This is a genomic window from Bacteriovorax sp. PP10 (assembly GCF_035013165.1).
Lineage (GTDB): Bacteria > Bdellovibrionota > Bacteriovoracia > Bacteriovoracales > Bacteriovoracaceae > Bacteriovorax > Bacteriovorax antarcticus.
In genome coordinates this window covers 1,795,639-1,813,223 of record NZ_JAYGJQ010000001.1, presented here as the reverse complement: position 1 = coordinate 1,813,223, position 17,585 = coordinate 1,795,639, and the positions used below count along the sequence as shown (strand labels likewise).

The following is a 17,585-nucleotide window of genomic DNA, read 5'->3' as shown; positions in this document are numbered from 1 at the left end:
TATGTCTGCACTTCTCGTTTTCACTTTGTTCACATCATCATGTTCAACTTTTTTCCAAAGTCAGTACACTGACCGCTCCATTGCAAATGAAGTTGAACTTCCGGTCACTCTTGATGAAACCATGACTATCAAGTCTTCCACTTATACTGGCCCTGAAATGGACCTGGCAAAATCATTACCTGAAATTCTCGCCCCTAAAAAGTTTGGAATTCAACTTCAAATAGACTATCAGGTCATTGAAGATCCTAAGATGAGCAATGATATTGCTTTTAAAATTGTTCCTACAATTGAAAAGCAAAAATACGTTGTAAAAATATTTCATTCTGTTTCTGCCAAAACTGATCTCGATGCAATAACTGAACTTAAAACACTATTATTCATGGATGGTAAAACAAATTTCGCCAGTCCCTACTCGCTATTTGAGCTGTACTACAATGCTAAGGAAAAAGATTTTTCAGCATTGCAAGTTCTGGCGAAATTAAGAGCACTGACTTTTACTAAAGTTGCTGATCCGGAATTCGTTAACCGCAACAAAGAAAGTATTGATTACTGGGGCCAGGTTAATGAAGAATTCGAAAAGCAAGAACGCATTTATACCAAATCAAAAAAAATCGACGCAGATGAAAGACGTGCTGTCATGGACGTACTTGATAAGGTCAGCGAGGACCAGCAGTTTAGAACTCTAATCGCAAAAAATGATAGAAAAGGTGCAGCGAAACTTTTAAGACAATATCTTCCATGGGAAGAAATGCCACCATTTGAAAAATTGTTTTGGGAAAATCATCTTTCCATTATCGAAAACCCTCTTCCGCTTGAAGAACGTGTTCTCATTTATCGTGGTCTCGATGGCGACGCCATTCAGGCTGCAGAAGGCGCAGGAAAAAAGCTCACAACTGAAGAGGCCATCAAAAAGCAAAACGTTTTTATCATGTCGAGTATTTTAACTAAAAATCAAGGATCATGGAACAGACGTCTTAGGTCGCTGACTTCGATGTATGACAAATTTATTAACAACGATGTTATGAATCCTGGAACTGGATATACAGGATCAACTGAGCTTACTAAGGCCGTACGAATCACTAACATGTTTGCAAAACACTCTATTGATCCATCAGGAAGTCCATTCCTTTCCTATACTCCTATGTTTTACATTGCGAAGCAGTTTGGAAATCAAAGAAGTGGTGCCTACTTCATTGATCCTAGAATCCTTTATTATAATTATGCTTCTAAGTATCCGACTGAATATGAATTTCTTTCACCTCTGATGAGTTTTCCCGATGAGCTGGCCGCTGTTTACGATGCAGACATTTATCCAGATATCGAAGATCAAGCAGAATTCTTAAAAAAGAAGGCCATAGCAAAGTTAGAAAAAACACTAGGTGCAGGAAAAGGAGCTAAGGCCTTTGAGCTCATAGAAGAAAATTCTAAAAAGTATTTTGCACCTTTGCAGAAAGCTAGAGGTGGAGCAGTTCAGGGGATCGGGCCAGATGGAAAGCTGACTAACTTTTTCAAAAAAACGTTAGGAATGCCAGCGGCCGAGGTCTCTAACTTAAAAACGGGTAAAACGAATACGTCTTGCACAGATTTAATTCAGCTATTTTGGAAATAACTGTCTAAAATTTAGACAAAAGAATCACTAAACATTTTTAACGAAATAACCGACAAGTTTACTAGGTCTGTCTGTAATTTTGAGGTTTATGTGAAGTTTTTTTTACCTGCTTTTCTTGCCCTCACGCTATTGATCTCGTCATGTTCGAGTAACTATCAACACGTTTACCTAGATAGATCAATTGCCAATGAAGCCCTTGCCCCTTTAAATGTTGATCAGCTAATGACAATTAAATCCTCATCTAATTTTACTAAAGACATAAACTATATCCAAAAAAGGTCTGACATATTTCTTTCGGCCTTTATACACGTAGAATTTGTTTCAGATCCTACACTTCCTCCTGAAACTGCTTTTAAAATTTTACCAACGATTGAAAATCAAAAACATAAAGTTAAAATTCTATTTTCTCATGAAGCCTTCTATGATCGCAATGCTTCTAATGAACTTTTGCGTTTCTATGATCAATTAATTCATTCTAAGTTTGTGTCTGAATATTCAATCTTTGAACTTTACTACAATGCTAAGTCACAAGATTTTCTCTCGCTTCAAGCTTTGGCGAAACTCAGATATCTAGGCCTGACCGATAAGTCCTACAATCCTTTTGGTGATAGTGACCTCACAAGCCTTTATGAACGTAGAACCTATTGGGCCAATATCCAAGAGCAGTTTGAGAAGCAAGAAACTCTTTATAAGAAAAAAATTAAAATTAAAACTGAAGCAAGAAAAAGTGTCATGGATGCTCTTGATAAAGTTTCCGATGACCAGCAGTTTAGAAACCTTATCGCAAGAAATGACCGTAAAGGAGCAGCAAAGTTATTGAGGTCTTACCTTCCATGGGAGCATATGCCTCCTTTTGAAAAATTATTCTGGGAAACTCACCTAGATGTTATGGTCAATCCGCTTCCACTGGATCAACGAGTTTTGGTCTATCGCGGAATTGATGGCGATATTATCCAGACAGGCGAAGTGGCCGGAAAAAAATTATCAAGAACTGAGGCCATCCTAGATCAGAAAGTTTTTCTCATGTCGACGATGATGTCTAAGAATCAAGGGACGTGGAATAGACGTTTAAGATCTCTCAATACTATGTATGACAAATATATGGGAACTGATAAAGTTCTCTCAAGCGAATACACAAAATCCGCTCGTATAAGTAACATGTTTTTCAAACATGCAGAAGAGCCATCAGGAAGTCCATTCCTTTCCTACTCTCCTAGTTTTAAAATCGCCAGCGCTTTTGGTAAGCAGACCAATACTGCTTATTTTGTTGACCCAAGACTTATGTATTTTAACTTTGCTTCTCGATTTCCAGCAGAACTTGAATTTTTAATACCTCTGGCAAGTTTTCCCGAAGACCTTGCGGCCGTCTATGATTACCGAGTTCAAACAGATGTCGATCCAGATGAGGTAGAGAAATTTTTAAGAAAAACGGCCATTGAAAAAATTGAGCGAGAAATGGGTGCCGGTAAAGGTGAAGAAATATTTGAGCGCATTGTAAAAAACTCTTCAGAATTTTTTACTGCTTCATTAGACTTCAAATCAACTAATCCTAATCCTCATGCAGCGATAACAAAAGCTCATGCTGTAGATGACTTTGTTAAGACCATTTCCGATGTATTAAAAGATGACCCCGAGCAATTAAATGAAGTAAAAAAGAGTGCTCTCGAAACGTATGAAGCTTTAGAAAAAGAAAGTGCTGCTCAAGAGCTGGCAAACGAAATAGCAGCAATGAACACTAGTAAAGCTGCTTGCAAAGACTTAATTCAGTTATTCTGGAAGTAAAATTATGAAAAAGTTTTTTTCATTTATCATCCTTGCAAGTTTTTTGCTCACTTCATGCTCAAGCATGAACGTCAACAGAACTATTGCTACTCAGGCAGTTAATGCAGAAGCAGAAGCTGCGGTAGAAACATTATTTACCATAAAAGCTTCACAAGCAGGAGCTGGAGAAGAAGACTTTTTAGAAACTGTCCAAAACAATTCAACAAGACTTACTAATAACACTCCAATTAAAATTAATCTCATCGAAGATAATAATTTAATAGATGATGTCCTGTTTAAGATTGAACCAATCATTGAAGATAATAATAACATTATCAAAATCAGATATGCCAATGGTGCTTTTAAAGATCATGCAGCAACTTTAAACTTATCTCGCCTTCTGGATGGGCTTATCAGATCAAATTTCTCATCCCCTCATTTTATTTTTGAACTCTATTACAATGCTATCAATAATGATCCGACCTCACTCCATGCTGTCGCCAAAATAAGAAGGTCTGTCTTAACTCCACTTGGCCCGGATTCCGGGGCCAGCGAAAAACTTAATAGTTCTATCCTGGCCGAAGCAGCTGTCTGGGATAAAAAACTTGCTGAGTTTGCCAAGCTCGATAAAAAAAGAAATGCTGAGAAAAAAGCATTAGCGGAACAAAGAAAAGCAAGAATGGCCGCTCTTGATGCTGCCCCTGAAGAAAAACAGTTCAGGTATCTCGTATCGATTGGTGATAGAAAAGGTGCAGCTGATTTAGTGCAGGCCTATTTGCCTTGGGAAGAAATGGCCCCTTTTGAAAAAAGATATTGGGAAACACATTTAGATATTATTAGAAATCCCGCTCCACTTGATCAAAGAGTCATTATCTATCGTGGGATTGACGATGATATGATTCAAACTCCTATTGAAGCAGGAAAAAAACTTTCTCAGGCCGATGCTATTTTAGATCAGAACATTTTTGTCATGTCGACCATGATGACAAAAAATCAAGGTTCTTGGAATAGAAGGCTTCGCTCTCTAACATCTATGAACGAAAAATTTATAGGGACCGATAACAAGGGTTCAAGTGAATTTACTAAAGCTGCAAGAATCACAACGCTCTTTTCGAATCATGCGTCCAAGCCTGACGGGAGTCCATTTCTTTCTTTTACTCCTTCCATCCAAACAGCTCAGACATTTGGACAAAAAAGAATTTCGGCCTACTTAATTGATCCACGTGCTCTGGAGTTTAATTACGCCAGCACTTATGCACATGAAAAAGAGTTTCTTGCCCCACTGGCCACATTTCCAGATGAAATCGCAGCAGTCTACGACTACGCAATTCATCCAGAACCGACCACCGATATGAATATGGTTATTCAAAAATCCATCATCGCTAATCTGGAAAAAAAGTTAGGCGAAACTGAAGGAATTCTGACTTACCAAAAGGTTACTAAAAATTCTCTCAACTACTTTGGTACAATGGGATATATGAAATTTGATGAGGAATCCATAAAGGCCCAAACAGAAGCACTTGCTAAAAAAATTGCAAAACTTCCTAAAGTGGAAGCTGGAAAAACCACTGATAAATGTGTTGATATCATTAAATTATTCTTGAATTAATCTAAAACTAATTTGACCATCTCAATGCCCTATCATAAACCATAGGGCATGTTGAAACACCTTACCACTACATTGACGCTTACTTTCTTATTAGGCCTTCAGGCGCCCGCAATGGCCTCTTCCGGCGATCTTGGATTTCCTTCAAAGACTGAAGTGGAATTAAAGATCAACCTCACTAAAACAGGTTTTAATGAGCTTAAAAGCGTTTTCCTGCAGAAGTTTAAAGGTGAAGAATCAGGTCGTTCAGACTTCTACTTCGACATCTTTAAAAACGAGGCCTATCAGTTAAAAACAGCTCAGCCTACAGTAAAGATCCGCTTCCAGTGGGATGGTGTTGCTCTAACGTGGCAAACTCAAAAAGTACTAAGCTCATCAACACTTTCGATTTTTAGCGCAAAAAAGACTGAATCCATTTCGATGGATATCGTAAACGACAGTTCACTTATTCAAACGATTCAAAGTTATCATTCCAAACTCGAAGCTCTTGATCCCTACGCGCTAACAATCGCCGGCAGCATTCAAAATCTATTAGATGAAAAAGGTATTATCACTTTCACGCAAGCGCTGTGTCCTCAATGTACAAAAGAAGAGCGCTACTTCTCTACTCACATGAACGATAAAAAAAGAGTGAAGATTAAACTTAAAATCGCAGAAGACCAATTCACAGTTCAGGTCGGTGAAACAAATAACCGCGGTGTCATCTCTTACGAGCTGGAAGCTGAAGTGAAAAAAAGTAGTGATCTAGTAAAGAGTGCAGAGAGTCTACAAAAATGGCTTACGACAAATGGTCTGGAGTCTACTCACATTGATTCAAGCACAGCAATCGATCCAACAAAATTTTCCGAAGAAAAACTTAAACAACTGCTTTAGACGAATTCTTCATACTCTGTATTAATGACGGCAAGCTCTTCAGCAGTTAGCTGATCTTTATCAATGCTCAACAAGTACGGGCCGATCTTTAAAATGTCCGTGCTATTAAGCGCCGATTTTTTAAGGCGTGTCTGATTCAATAACACTTCTTTTTTTGCATCTAAATTTTTAGCAATAATATGACCAGTTTTCGATGGCTGAATTTCACACTGCATACTCGCAACTGTCTTATCTTCAAGAATCACATCACAGTAAATAGAATTCCCAAGCACCAATTTTTTTGTGACTGTGATTTCTTTTATATCCTGAGGATTGTCGTGTCTGGTGATTACTAGTACTACTGCCATTTTTTATTACCTAGTTAGATTCTTAATCTCCGCTCAGCCTAAATTATAGTTAGAAACAAGACTTTGCTCAGAAAGAAGATTTAATTAAATTATATTCATAACTTAGATAAAATCAAAAAAATGTGATGTGAAAAAAATTGCCAAGATAGCTGGGCTTTAAACAAAAAAAGTGCAAACCGTCTTAAGGTTTGCACTTTATCTTTATATTTATTTAATTATTAAATAATTCCAATATTAGTAATCAGAGTTTCCAGTAAGAACTGATGCTAAATCTTCAGCGTGAGCTCTAAGTGGAATAACATTTCCATGTAAACTCTTACCTTGTGTATGAGAACGTTTTTCATACATCATATGTCCTTCGCCTCTTTCAGACTCTTCTTTACAAGCGATACACTGAGTAGCTACTGGTCTTGCACGAAGACGGTTAATTTCAATCTCACCATCGCATTCATGACAAATTCCAAAAGTACCGTTCTTGATTTGAAAAAGAGCATTATCAATTTTCTTTAGCATGAAATTTTGTCTTGCTAAAAGTTTAAGATCAAGTTCACGCTGACGGTCTTCTTGAGAAAGATCAATCTCGTCACCTTTTTCAAGTGATGGAGTTTCCATTTTCATCTCGTTAAGAGTTGATTTCTTAAGTTCAATAAAAAGGTTTTCAAATTGTTTCATCATTTCAGCGTTCATAAAAACTCCTTATATTACTATTTATCAATCCCTGAGATACGTTACGAAAAATCCTCTCTCGTAAAGTCGCTCTTCCTGAGTGACTCGAACTTAGTATTGCACTAGCTATGCCAACTTTTTTGAACGTGTATTGTGTATTTTGATAATAAAAAAGGGCCAGAGCGGCCCTTTTCCTAAAAGATATGTTTAAATGGTGGCCAATTTTACTCTGGTGTAAGTGCTATATTGTCCAAGCGTAAATGAATTTTATCTTCTGAATTCAAATAGTATGAACTTCTTACAAGGGAGTGAGCTCTCCTCTTAATAAGAATACACTTTTTGAAAACCTGGTGATCAAGATAATCTTCCATATCTGCCAGGGCCGCTTCAAAAGGAATGTCTTCATCAGGATAGAAGCGCATAACCGTTCTAATGGCCGCACTCACGTCATCAACAACTTCTTCTGAAGTAACTGTCGTGCATTTCGAAAGATCCTTTATATTGATTTTTTTATCTGTCATGCGAGTTGAGACAGGAATGTCTTCACCTACATCATACATGAAGTCAGCAACAGCTGAGATGGCATCTGATTGACCGAATGATGTGATAGAGCGTGCATGAGCAATGCTTGAATATGTTGAAACAAAAAATGATAGGCCTAAAATAGAAAGGGCGTACTTCATAGAGACTCCTTTAAAGTTCTCTATGTAAGTACGCCCGTTGAATTAATTAGTTAAACAATATTTTTTCATACTAGCTAGCTAATATTTATATAGCTTCTAGGGTCAATACTTTTTCCTCTGTTGCTGTGCTTCGACTCGGACTAAAACTCGCTCCATATTGCGGAGGGGCGGATTAAAGACGAGGAGAATTTTATTCAGCAGATCAGTCATGTTTGTCAGTGTGAAAAGTCCTTTTTTACTCATGTGAATAGTCCCCTTAATAAAAGTTGATCTAAGCCGTCCTTGCTTTCGAACTCACGATCTCATCCATCCTAGAAGAGATCTTCGACAAAAAACCCATCCTAGATTTCCTGCTTTCTTAATATTATATAAAGCGAGAATCGTGCCAAGACACTGCGAAGTTGGTCCTACGGTTATTCGCAGACTTGGTCCTACAGAAGTGGTTCACTAATGCTTTGAATGATGGGAAATGACACTGACAATTTGTCTCCACCACTTTTTTCAGGGCGGAGATGACACTGAACAAACGAATTCTAACTAGACGTAGGTCTCTGATGAATCTTTATTGATGATAAGCTGACCTTTATCGATTTTTTCGCGCACGATAACCATGATCCTTTCCTGCGCTTCTTCTACTTTAGAGGCCAGTTGTGGTGGGCCCAATAAAAGTTCTTCTATTTCCTGGCGCATCCCACGCGGAGTATTCTTCATTATATGGTCTTTTAACTCGTTCGATGAAATTCGTAGAGCAAGACCCATGTCACTCATCTTTACCGAGCGCAGAAGCTCAATAAGCATCATTGGCGTTAAGTATTGAAGGTCATCAAAAGTATACATACTCTTATGAAGGGTCTCGGCCATCTTAGGATCTTTTTTTGAAATAAGATCTAACACTTTTTCACGGGCCGACTTTGATAGTCCCGCCAGCATCTTTGCTGCTTCTTTAACTCCGCCTTGAAACTTCATTGAGTTTACTCCTTAGCAGTGAGGGTTTGATTTCATTAAATGGTTTTGCACGTAATCCTTTACGCCTTCTTCAAGAGAGCAAAACTCAAATCCAGGAATAGCTGAGAGAAGTTTTCCCATTTCAGCTTGCGTGTAATACTGATACTGCCCTCTGATGGCCTCAGGCATATCGATGAATTCTACTTTAGGAGCTTTATCCATTGCTTTGTAAGTCGCATTGATTAAATCAAGGAAGCTTCTCGCCTTCCCTGTTCCTAAATTATAAATCCCAGAGAATTCTGATTTTTCCGGATCAGCTAATTCAATCATCACTCTTACAACATCTTTTACATAAACGAAGTCACGTAACTGTTGCCCATCTTTAAAATCCGGACGGTGAGATTTGAAAAGTTTTACTGGTGAGCCAGATGATATTTGCTCGAACGCTTTATGAACCAGCGATCTCATATCTTCTTTATGGTATTCGTTAGGGCCAAATACGTTAAAGAATTTAAATCCAAACCAATGGTCTGGTTTTTTATCTTCTTTTAAAACCCATTCATCGAATAATTGCTTCGAGTATCCATAAGGATTCATCGGCATTAATTCAAACAGACCAACATGGTCGTCACTATAGCCTTGTTCACCATCACCATAAGTGGCAGCAGAACTGGCGTAGATAAAAGGAATATTTTTAGTCGCTGCAAATCTAAACAACGCTTGCGAGTACGCCACATTGTTTTTCATCAAGAAGTCCATGTTCTTTTCTGTTGTAGAAGAACAAGCACCCATGTGAAAGATTAAATCGGTTTCAGCAATCAGGTCATCGTACTCGCCACTGAATAATTCATCAGCGTGAATGTAGTCGATGTATTTTACACCGCGAAGGTTTTTCCACTTTGTAGAATCTTCCAGCTTGTCCACGATCACAAGATCAGTGTGCCCTAGAAGGTTTAACGTTTTAGCAAGAACGCTTCCAATGAAGCCCGCTCCACCAGTAACTAAAATCATGCGATCTCCTTATTTGATTTCACGCGATCAGATAAGACCACTCCCATGAATACCAGAAGAAAAATTAATTTAGACGTATCAAAGTATCTGTACATATTGTGGTACTGAGCATGCTGACTTTGAAGTTCAGCATAACGAGGATCAGACACTTCTGTTTTATGAATTTCATAAGTCGTGTTAGTGATCATCGGAGTCATGTAGAATTTATAAATAAAAGCTAAGACTAAAAGCGGAGCTGCAAAAAACATCCACTTCTTATTTTTTAAAACTTTGAAGTTCACAATTGATCCAATCAGAACAATCACTCCAAAAACGATTTCAAAAGCATTGAAGCGGCCAAAAACCGTCATTCCAATTTTTCCGGCATCAACGATACTCGTTGAATTTCTAAACACTGTAGGGATCGTGATGATGTCTACTAAGACCGTCATTAAAAACCATGCCAAAAGAAATGGCAGAACCATTTCAACGCTAATTTTTTTTAAGTTCTTCATTATTTATTTTCCTTCATGTGAACGCCTTTAAGATACGGATGAACAACCCATGCAACTAACAAGACACCAATTTCAAAAAGAGCGCAGCATGGAATCCATACGGCCATCATTGAAATAACATCTGGTGGTGAGAAGATCGCTGCGAAAACCGCAAGACCAACGTAGATGTATCTACGCATTGCTCGAAGTGACTGCTTGGTTACAATTCCCATGAACCCTAGAATCAAAAGAATGTTGGGAACCTGAAAAATGAAACCTAAAAATAAAAGAATCTGACTTGATGTCGAAATGTAGTCGCGAAGATTGATGTTGGCCTGAATGTCTCCAACCCCTACTGCTGATAGGAAATTAAAAACGGCCGGGAAAGCGATGTAGTATCCAAAGGCCATACCAGCAATGAATAAAAACCATCCAAGAATCATAAATGGTTTTACGGCGCGCACTTCATGTTCGTGCAGACCTGGTCTGATAAAACTCCAAACCTGATAAAACCAAAATGGTGACGAGATCATAATCGCCCACCAGATACTCACGTCGACTTGCACCCACGCTTTCTCAAAAATACTGTGATAAACCAGAACACCTGAATGGGTGTCGTGTAATGACATACGAATTGGCTTTAGTAACCACTCGGTGATGTCGTCAACGAAATAAGTCGTCACACAGATTGCAATGACCAAAATATAGATGATTCGCATGATAACTTTGCGAAGGTCTTCAACGTGTTCCCAAAAACTCATTTCTTTCAAATTAAACTCACCGGTGTTTCTTGCAATATATAGGTAGAACTATATACTTAGAGAGTATAATTGTAAAAATTTGAGTGGGATTATCTATGTTTAAGAAGTCAGCTTTCACGCTTTTGTTGATCATGTCTATCGGGCATAGTTCCGAGACTCTTGCTGCACCCAACCTGCTTTTACAATGCTTAGCAAAAGAAGAAGAGGCCCTTCACAAGAAAGAAATTCAAAACGCTTTGTTTCGTTTGAACCAAGAGTTCGTCAACGAGCTGGCAAGCACCAATGATATCAACCTAAAAAAGAACTATGTAGACGAGATTTGCAAATCGAAAACCTACTCTCCATCAGTGGGCCTTCTAAGAATGCTTTTAATGAAAGAGCATGAGATCTACGATTTAAGCTTAAGCGGCGTCGATGTCAGCATGCGCCCTTTTAAAATGGGCTATATCAACGAATTCCAAAAGCAAGTCCCTCGCATGTTCATCCAGTACCTTTCAGGATTGCAAAGTGAGCTGGCGACACCTGATTGCCTGGAAAATGCCATCCCGGAACTCAAAGGCTTTAACGAAAAAATTAAGTATCTTGAAGAAGAGCTTTCAACACACCAATTGATCACACAGAAAAATAAAATTGATATTATTTTTAAGAAGCTACAAAATTTTCATGAGATTAAAAGGCAGTGTGCGATTGAAAAGAAAAAATCAATCGATGCTCTTAAGAAAAAACAAAATGCCCAGTCTGGACTTTAAGAAATCAGTTAACGCCGACATCAGTCCTGCCATCTGTTTTTCATTGGTAGAATTGATCGATACTGTTAAATGCAGACCTTCAATATTCGTAAACTCAATCTCGAATTGATCCGTAATTTTTTCTCGTTCCATCCACTCGCGTTTTAATTCATCGAGCTTAATCAGAAGTGGCCCTGGGTACATTCCTGCGACTTTAATCCAATTCCCGTTAACATCCTTACGGGCCTTTGAATGATCGAGACCTTTAATCAATCCGTGAGCGTTACGGGTATCAATAATTAATTTTTCAATCGGCATTCTGCAACTGCCACAAGCACTTGAGGCCATGGTTTCATGGATCAGAGTTTTCAATTCGAAGTCTTTATTCGCTAAAACTTTTTTAACGATGTCAGCTTTGGTAACAGAAAAACAAAGGCAGACCATGTCGTGTTGTTCTTTATAGAAGCGCCCTTCACCAACATAAGTGGCAATCGCTTTTCTTAAAAGCCAAAGTCCAACCGGTAAAATCGATGTTTTTCCATTGGGAAGTTTGGTTTCAACTGAAATACTTTCACGTGTGATTTTTTTGATTTGCTCTAAAGTCTTTCCAAGGGTCAAAAGCTTCAGCTCTTCCATCTCGACAGCAAAGTGTGAGGCACGAGGCCCGTCAAAATGAAATTCTTTAATGGTATCGCGCTTAGGATCGATATCTAAAAATAGACTCACATCCGGCAAGACCGCTTTAGCGTTAAAGAATGCTGTCGACTCCATCATATAGAGTTACGGCTTCTCATCAGATCTAAGAGTTAGGATTTCGTGCCCGTCTGGAGTCACAAGAATTGTGTGCTCAAACTGTGCTGACCATTTTTTATCTCTTGTTACAACAGTCCAGCCGTCTTTTAAAACGCGCCCTTCTTTTTTACCAAGATTGATCATGGGCTCAATCGTGAAAGTCATCCCCGGCTTCATTTCTGCGCCAGTTCCCTTCTTTCCAACGTGAACAACTTGAGGAGCTTCGTGGAATTCGCGGCCGATCCCATGTCCACAGTAGTCTTCAACTACCGAGTAACCATGCGAGTGAGCGATTTCCTGAATAACAGCACCGATATCACCAATACGTCCACCAGGGCGAACAGTCTTGATTCCTTCGCGCGTGCAAAGATATGTGATCTCAACTAACTTTTTTACTTCTTCTGAAACGTTTCCAACTAAGAAAGTCTTATTCGTGTCTCCGTGAAACTTATTTAAGTAAGTCGTAACGTCGATATTTAAGATGTCCCCGTCTTTAACGATATCAGACTTGCTTGGAATCCCATGACAGATGACTTCGTTTAGTGAAGTACACACAGATTTCGGGAAACCGTGATAATTCAGGCATGAAGGGTAGGCCCCGTTCTTAATAATGAAGTCATGACAGATTTTGTCTAATTCTTCTGTGCTGACACCTGGTACGACAAATGGTTCAATATACTCCAAAGTCTGAGCAGCGAGCTTACTAGTGGCCCTCATTAGTTCGATTTCACGTGCGGATTTTATAGTGATCATAAATAATTTTCCAATGAGTCTGAAGATTTTTCACCTTTGCAACGGACGCATAGTGTTAAATCCATAAAAGTGTTATGTACGCGTCTGTATTAAGCCAAGTGGAGCGCCTAATGAAGACATTATGTCTATTTATACTAACCTTCCTCGTCCTTTACAATCCAAAAGTAGAGGCCGCTGCTGGCGAAATTGATATTCGCCCGATGGATAACTACGATGTAGAGCTTGATGCTATTACTATCTCAAAAAAGAACCCGCTAGCAGATATCGATCAGAACCTAAGTAACTTTCATGAACTTCTTTATCTTTATAAGAACTTCGAGAGCTACGATACGGAACTGACTCAAAAAATCTTAGAAAAAATCCAGAATAGAAATACACTTTCAGGAAATGATCTTTATTTAATTAAGAGAACATTTCAGACTTATTACAAGTTTAACCTGAAGATCCTTGAATTCGCTTCTTTATATCAGTTCAGAGGAACGACGATCACAAAAAGCCTGGCCTCAGGTAGAGCAAAGGTCTCTGTTATAAAGGCCCATCTGATCTGGCTTAACGCCAATATCGCGGTCATGGAGCACACTGAAGCTGTTCATAAAATTCTTTACCTGACAGACAGCGAGTTCAGAAGAATTTTTAAAGGAACCTTCTCTCCAAGTGAATTATCACTGGAAGAAAAGACGACACTTAAACAGTTAACTGAACAAATGAACCAATTGGTAGAGACGCTAGAAGCTCCACGATTTGCAAAACAAATTATCCTGGTTCGTGAAACGGCCCTGCAAATTAAAAATACATTGGGAGATGACGAAGCGGCGATCTCTTTAGTTGATTTAATTCAGACTAACAAAGTGGCCACAGATATTGCTCAAGGTAAGAAAAAATTCAAGTTACAAATCTTCGGTATCAGCGATGCTATCGTTAGCATCTTTAACAAGATTACAAATTTCCTAAGCGGATTCTTCGGTAACATTGCCGGAAGTATCCACTCGAGAAAGGGTTATCTTTTTGAAAATGAACCGGCGATTGATATCGCTAAAAAATCTCTTCGCCCAATGGATATTATCCTTGAGAAGAGTCCGTTTGTACTGACTGATAAATTAATCCCGGGTCACTACGGTCACGTAGCAATCTACCTTGGAACAAAAGCTCAGTTAGAAGAAATCGGAATGTGGAACCACCCGGATATCGTTCCTCACCAAGAGGAAATCGAAGCTGGGAACACAATTCTTGAGGCCGTTCGCCCAGGTGTTCGCTTGAATTCGGTTGAAGGATTCATGAATATTGATGAGTACACGATCATCAGAAAAATTGATGGCCTGATGTCTTCAGCTCAGGTGGCGGAACAGATCAGCCGCGGGATTGATCAACTAGGTAAAGACTACGACTTCAATTTCGATATTTCGACGCTGGATAAAATTGTTTGTTCAGAGTTGATCTACATCGTTTTTGGACACGTAAACTGGCCGACACAGTACCGCCTTGGACGCCCGACAATTACACCTGACGATATTGGTGAAACATTGTTTATGAAGAATACGCGCTTCAAAATGACTGACTACGTAGTATCTACTGAGCGTCATAGAATCGAAATGTCTAATATGGCCAACCTTGCTGACATTTATGACTACGAGTTACGTAAAGAGAACGGAGATCCAATCGAAGATACTAAGGATCCAAGTAATAGCTTCTGGAAAAAAGAGACAAAGTGCTATAAAGTTTCTGAAGAGAAAGGACCGACATCTAAGGTGGCGGGGATCTTTTCGAGATTTTGTAAAACGACGTATAAAGAATTCTATTATGAAGAACAACCAGGCCTCTAGATTAACAGCTAAAAGAACGAGTACATCGCCTTACTTTTCGCCGACCTTTAATCAATTAGAACAAGAATCATTAAATCAATACATCGACATGCTCCCGAGTGATTCGGGAGTCCTGTCGGATATTTTAATCACCAACACTCACACTAACTTTGATTTATTAAGTGGTGAGCAAGTTGATAATTTAAAACTCATCATTCACCCGAACTCTGGTTACGATAATTTTCCGGTAGATTTCGTTAAAGGCTCAAAAGCTCCGATCGTGATTGGCAGTACCATCCGCGCTCAGGCCGTTGCTCAATACATTTTAAGCTCATTATTTTCTCACTTCGCTTCCATCCCTACTCATACAAAATGGGACGTGGAACGTAAGTGGCCTAGAAAACTGATCTCTGATTTAAAAATTACCATTATCGGTTTCGGCCATATTGGAAAAATCCTGCATACGACTCTCGCTCCAATGGTGAAAGAGTTAAATGTCTACGACCCTTTTGAAAACCTGACTCAATTAAATAATAAAAATTCTGATGTTGTGATTCTTGCTTGTGGATTAAATTCTAAAAGCCGTCACATCATTGATAAGAACTTTTTAAATGCTATGAAGGACACTGCTTTAATCATCAATGCCGCTCGCGGTGAATTGATTAAAACCCATGACCTGGTGAATTTTTTAAAAGCAAACGATGAAGCTTATGCTGTTCTGGACGTCTTTGAAAAAGAGCCAAACAACTTCACTGACTTCGTCGACTTAACCAACATTAAACTGACTTCTCACATCGCAGGCGTCTACAAAAATATCGATCTTCACACTATTGATTTTGAAACTGAAGTTGTAAGCGACTTTTTGGAACTCACAAGTTTCGATTTCAATAACAAGTATCAGAAGATGATCCTGCAAAATAAACTAAGACCAGAAATAGGAATTATATGAGCACATCACAATCGCGTAACGAGTTTATCTCAAAACTAAAACACTACCTGGTACCAGCTGGTGAAGGTGTCTTCACTGTTCACACGGCAAGTGACAAGAGAGAAAGCCTACAAAAGAAAATGTATGGTGCTGATGCCGTGGCACAAAAGCGCGTGCGTGAAGTATGGGAGCAAAGCCTAACGACAACTCTACCCCAATCAAAATGCGTGATCTTCGGAATCGCTTCAGATGCTGGTGGTGGAATTCAAAGAGGAGCTAACTGGGGACCATTGTTTCTTCGTGAAACACTGATCAACTCAAAAGACGAATTGAATGCTTATGATGTTGGTGACGTTAGAGTTATCCCTCACCTGCTTCACGATAAATATTTAAACGAAGAGACCATTAAAAAATGTCGTAAAGCTTTATACCAAAGTGAAAATATCAATTTGCCAGTTTCACCACTGTCGATTGCTTATGACTTCGCGACAGGATTCCACGAACAGTTCCCATCAAAAACGATTTTCATGATTGGTGGCGATCACTCGGTTAGTTATCCAATGGTCAGAGCTTATCTTGAAGCTAAAAAAGCTCAGGGTAAAAAAGTGGCGTTAGTTCACTTTGATGCTCACACTGATTTAATGGAAGAGCGTCTTGGAATTGATCTATGTTTTGGAACATGGACTTCTCAAGTGATCCCTTATCTGGAAAGCCCAAAACATTTAGTTCAAATCGGAATCCGTGCGAGCGGAAAAGAGCGCGACCACTGGGAAAAAAAGTTTGGCCACACGCAAATCTGGGCACAGGAAGTTTTCGATCGCGGAGCAAACGCTGTCGCTGACCAAATTGTTGCCGAGTTAAAAGCATTAGACGTTGAAGAGATCTATATCAGTTTTGATATTGATGTTCTTGACCAGGAATATGCTGGTGCCACTGGAACTCCTGAAACAGGCGGCCTTAGCCCACACGAACCAATGCTCATCATGCAAACTCTATTTGAAAATTTCAGAATTTCTGGAGCGGACATGGTGGAGATTGCTCCACAGGTAAAATCGGCCGCGATTAAACAAATCGAACCGGAAACAACTTTGATGGTGGCAAGCAGCCTTTCAACATTTTTAATCCAGGCAATGGGAAGTAAGTAAGTCATGGCCATCGCGGATTTTCCACCACTAGAACATGCTGATGAACACGGGCTTCTTGCCCTTGGTGGAGATCTTGAACTTGAATCCCTTTTACTTGCCTACTCTCGTGGAATTTTTCCATGGCCGATTTCCGAAGAGTACCCGCTGGCATGGTTTTCACCGGACCCGCGTGGGATCCTCGCTTTCGATAAATTACATCTTTCAAAAAGCCTAAGAAAGTTTCTAAGAAAAAATCCTTACGAAATCAGATTCAATACAAATTTCGAGGCCGTCATCATGAATTGTGCAAAGGTCCCCCGCGCTGAAAATCAGGGCACGTGGATCACACAGGATATTATCGACAGCTATATCAATCTCCACAAACATGGCTTCGCTTATTCAGTTGAGACCTATCTGGATGACGTCTTAGTAGGCGGCGTATACGGCGTTTGCATCAACCGCTTCTACTCAGGCGAGTCTATGTTCCATACGGCCGACAACGCTTCTAAAGTGGCGCTGATCGCTCTTTTGTACCAGCTTAAACAAAAAGACATCGGCTGGCTCGACACTCAGATGGTAACTCCGGTGGTTGAATCTTTGGGGGGTGTAGAAATTACACGGGAGACCTACCTAAAAATGCTCGCAGTTTCAATCAAATAGACCCTCCGAAAATCCGACTGTCTAACTAGTCGTCACTTTTTTCCTGAAAAAATTTCAACATTTCAC

The 17,585-nt window shown here is 39.3% G+C and carries 18 protein-coding genes; 9 read left to right on the top strand and 9 right to left on the bottom strand.

Annotated elements, in window-relative coordinates; all coding sequences use genetic code 11:
• Position 1 precedes the first annotated feature (1 nt).
• The 4 genes from SHI21_RS08905 (at position 2) to SHI21_RS08890 (ending at position 5,849) form a co-directional block, all read left to right on the top strand.
• Positions 2-1,609, top strand: coding sequence for a hypothetical protein (locus tag SHI21_RS08905; RefSeq protein WP_323576008.1), 1,608 nt, complete (start codon positions 2-4; stop codon positions 1,607-1,609).
• A gap of 90 nt (positions 1,610-1,699) precedes the next feature.
• Entirely contained in the window at positions 1,700-3,391 is a 1,692-nt protein-coding gene (locus tag SHI21_RS08900; RefSeq protein WP_323576007.1) for a hypothetical protein, read from the top strand.
• 4 nt (positions 3,392-3,395) lie between these two features.
• Positions 3,396-4,979: a hypothetical protein gene (locus tag SHI21_RS08895; RefSeq protein WP_323576006.1), complete on the top strand. Its 1,584-nt coding sequence runs from the start codon at positions 3,396-3,398 to the stop codon at positions 4,977-4,979.
• 48 nt (positions 4,980-5,027) lie between these two features.
• The gene (locus SHI21_RS08890) at positions 5,028-5,849 is read left to right on the top strand and encodes a hypothetical protein (protein WP_323576005.1); all 822 of its coding nucleotides are present in this window, start codon (positions 5,028-5,030) and stop codon (positions 5,847-5,849) included.
• On the opposite strand, the gene SHI21_RS08885 is transcribed toward SHI21_RS08890, so the two are convergent.
• From SHI21_RS08885 to tatC, 7 genes are all read right to left on the bottom strand, one after another.
• Positions 5,846-6,196, bottom strand: a complete 351-nt coding sequence (locus SHI21_RS08885; protein ID WP_323576004.1) for an FHA domain-containing protein — start codon at positions 6,194-6,196, stop codon at positions 5,846-5,848. The two genes, SHI21_RS08890 and SHI21_RS08885, sit on opposite strands and share 4 nt — an antisense overlap.
• Positions 6,197-6,430: 234 nt before the next feature.
• Positions 6,431-6,883 carry a TraR/DksA family transcriptional regulator gene (locus SHI21_RS08880; protein ID WP_323576003.1) on the bottom strand — a complete coding sequence of 151 codons (453 nt, stop codon included), beginning with the start codon at positions 6,881-6,883 and terminating at the stop codon, positions 6,431-6,433.
• A 203-nt stretch (positions 6,884-7,086) separates the two neighbouring features.
• Entirely contained in the window at positions 7,087-7,545 is a 459-nt protein-coding gene (locus SHI21_RS08875) for a hypothetical protein (RefSeq protein WP_323576002.1), read from the bottom strand.
• Positions 7,546-8,082: 537 nt separating this feature from the next.
• Positions 8,083-8,511 carry a FliG C-terminal domain-containing protein gene (locus tag SHI21_RS08870; RefSeq protein ID WP_323576001.1) on the bottom strand — a complete coding sequence of 143 codons (429 nt, stop codon included), beginning with the start codon at positions 8,509-8,511 and terminating at the stop codon, positions 8,083-8,085.
• Positions 8,512-8,523: 12 nt separating this feature from the next.
• On the bottom strand, positions 8,524-9,501 hold the full coding sequence (gene rfaD, locus SHI21_RS08865) for an ADP-glyceromanno-heptose 6-epimerase (RefSeq protein WP_323576000.1): 978 nt from the start codon (positions 9,499-9,501) through the stop codon (positions 8,524-8,526).
• Complete coding sequence (locus SHI21_RS08860; RefSeq protein WP_323575999.1) at positions 9,498-9,995, bottom strand: DUF4149 domain-containing protein; 498 nt, start codon at positions 9,993-9,995, stop codon at positions 9,498-9,500. The genes rfaD and SHI21_RS08860 overlap by 4 nt, the downstream gene beginning before the upstream one ends.
• Positions 9,995-10,735: a twin-arginine translocase subunit TatC gene (gene tatC, locus SHI21_RS08855; RefSeq protein ID WP_323575998.1), complete on the bottom strand. Its 741-nt coding sequence runs from the start codon at positions 10,733-10,735 to the stop codon at positions 9,995-9,997. The genes SHI21_RS08860 and tatC overlap by 1 nt, the downstream gene beginning before the upstream one ends.
• Before the next feature lie 95 nt (positions 10,736-10,830).
• On the opposite strand from tatC, the gene SHI21_RS08850 reads away from it, so the two are divergent.
• Positions 10,831-11,484 (top strand): hypothetical protein, encoded by a 654-nt coding sequence (locus SHI21_RS08850; protein WP_323575997.1) that lies wholly within the window; start codon positions 10,831-10,833, stop codon positions 11,482-11,484.
• On the opposite strand, the gene SHI21_RS08845 is transcribed toward SHI21_RS08850, so the two are convergent.
• Both SHI21_RS08845 and map read right to left on the bottom strand, forming a co-directional pair.
• Complete coding sequence (locus SHI21_RS08845; RefSeq protein ID WP_323575996.1) at positions 11,437-12,237, bottom strand: (2Fe-2S)-binding protein; 801 nt, start codon at positions 12,235-12,237, stop codon at positions 11,437-11,439. The genes SHI21_RS08850 and SHI21_RS08845 overlap by 48 nt on opposite strands.
• A 6-nt stretch (positions 12,238-12,243) precedes the next feature.
• Positions 12,244-13,008 (bottom strand): type I methionyl aminopeptidase, encoded by a 765-nt coding sequence (gene map, locus SHI21_RS08840; RefSeq protein WP_323575995.1) that lies wholly within the window; start codon positions 13,006-13,008, stop codon positions 12,244-12,246.
• A 110-nt stretch (positions 13,009-13,118) separates the two neighbouring features.
• Here map and SHI21_RS08835 point away from each other — a divergent pair, with 110 nt between their 5' ends.
• Genes SHI21_RS08835 through aat form a run of 4 tightly spaced genes read left to right on the top strand, consistent with a single transcriptional unit; the run spans position 13,119 to position 17,519 of the window.
• The gene (locus SHI21_RS08835) at positions 13,119-14,828 is read left to right on the top strand and encodes a YiiX/YebB-like N1pC/P60 family cysteine hydrolase (RefSeq protein ID WP_323575994.1); all 1,710 of its coding nucleotides are present in this window, start codon (positions 13,119-13,121) and stop codon (positions 14,826-14,828) included.
• Complete coding sequence (locus SHI21_RS08830; RefSeq protein WP_323575993.1) at positions 14,806-15,756, top strand: NAD(P)-dependent oxidoreductase; 951 nt, start codon at positions 14,806-14,808, stop codon at positions 15,754-15,756. The genes SHI21_RS08835 and SHI21_RS08830 overlap by 23 nt, the downstream gene beginning before the upstream one ends.
• A complete protein-coding gene (locus SHI21_RS08825; RefSeq protein ID WP_323575992.1) occupies positions 15,753-16,880 on the top strand; it encodes an arginase family protein in 1,128 nt (375 codons plus the stop codon). Before SHI21_RS08830 ends, SHI21_RS08825 begins: the two co-directional genes overlap by 4 nt.
• Positions 16,881-16,883: 3 nt before the next feature.
• Positions 16,884-17,519 (top strand): leucyl/phenylalanyl-tRNA--protein transferase, encoded by a 636-nt coding sequence (gene aat / locus SHI21_RS08820; protein WP_323575990.1) that lies wholly within the window; start codon positions 16,884-16,886, stop codon positions 17,517-17,519.
• The last annotated feature ends 66 nt before the right edge of the window (positions 17,520-17,585 follow it).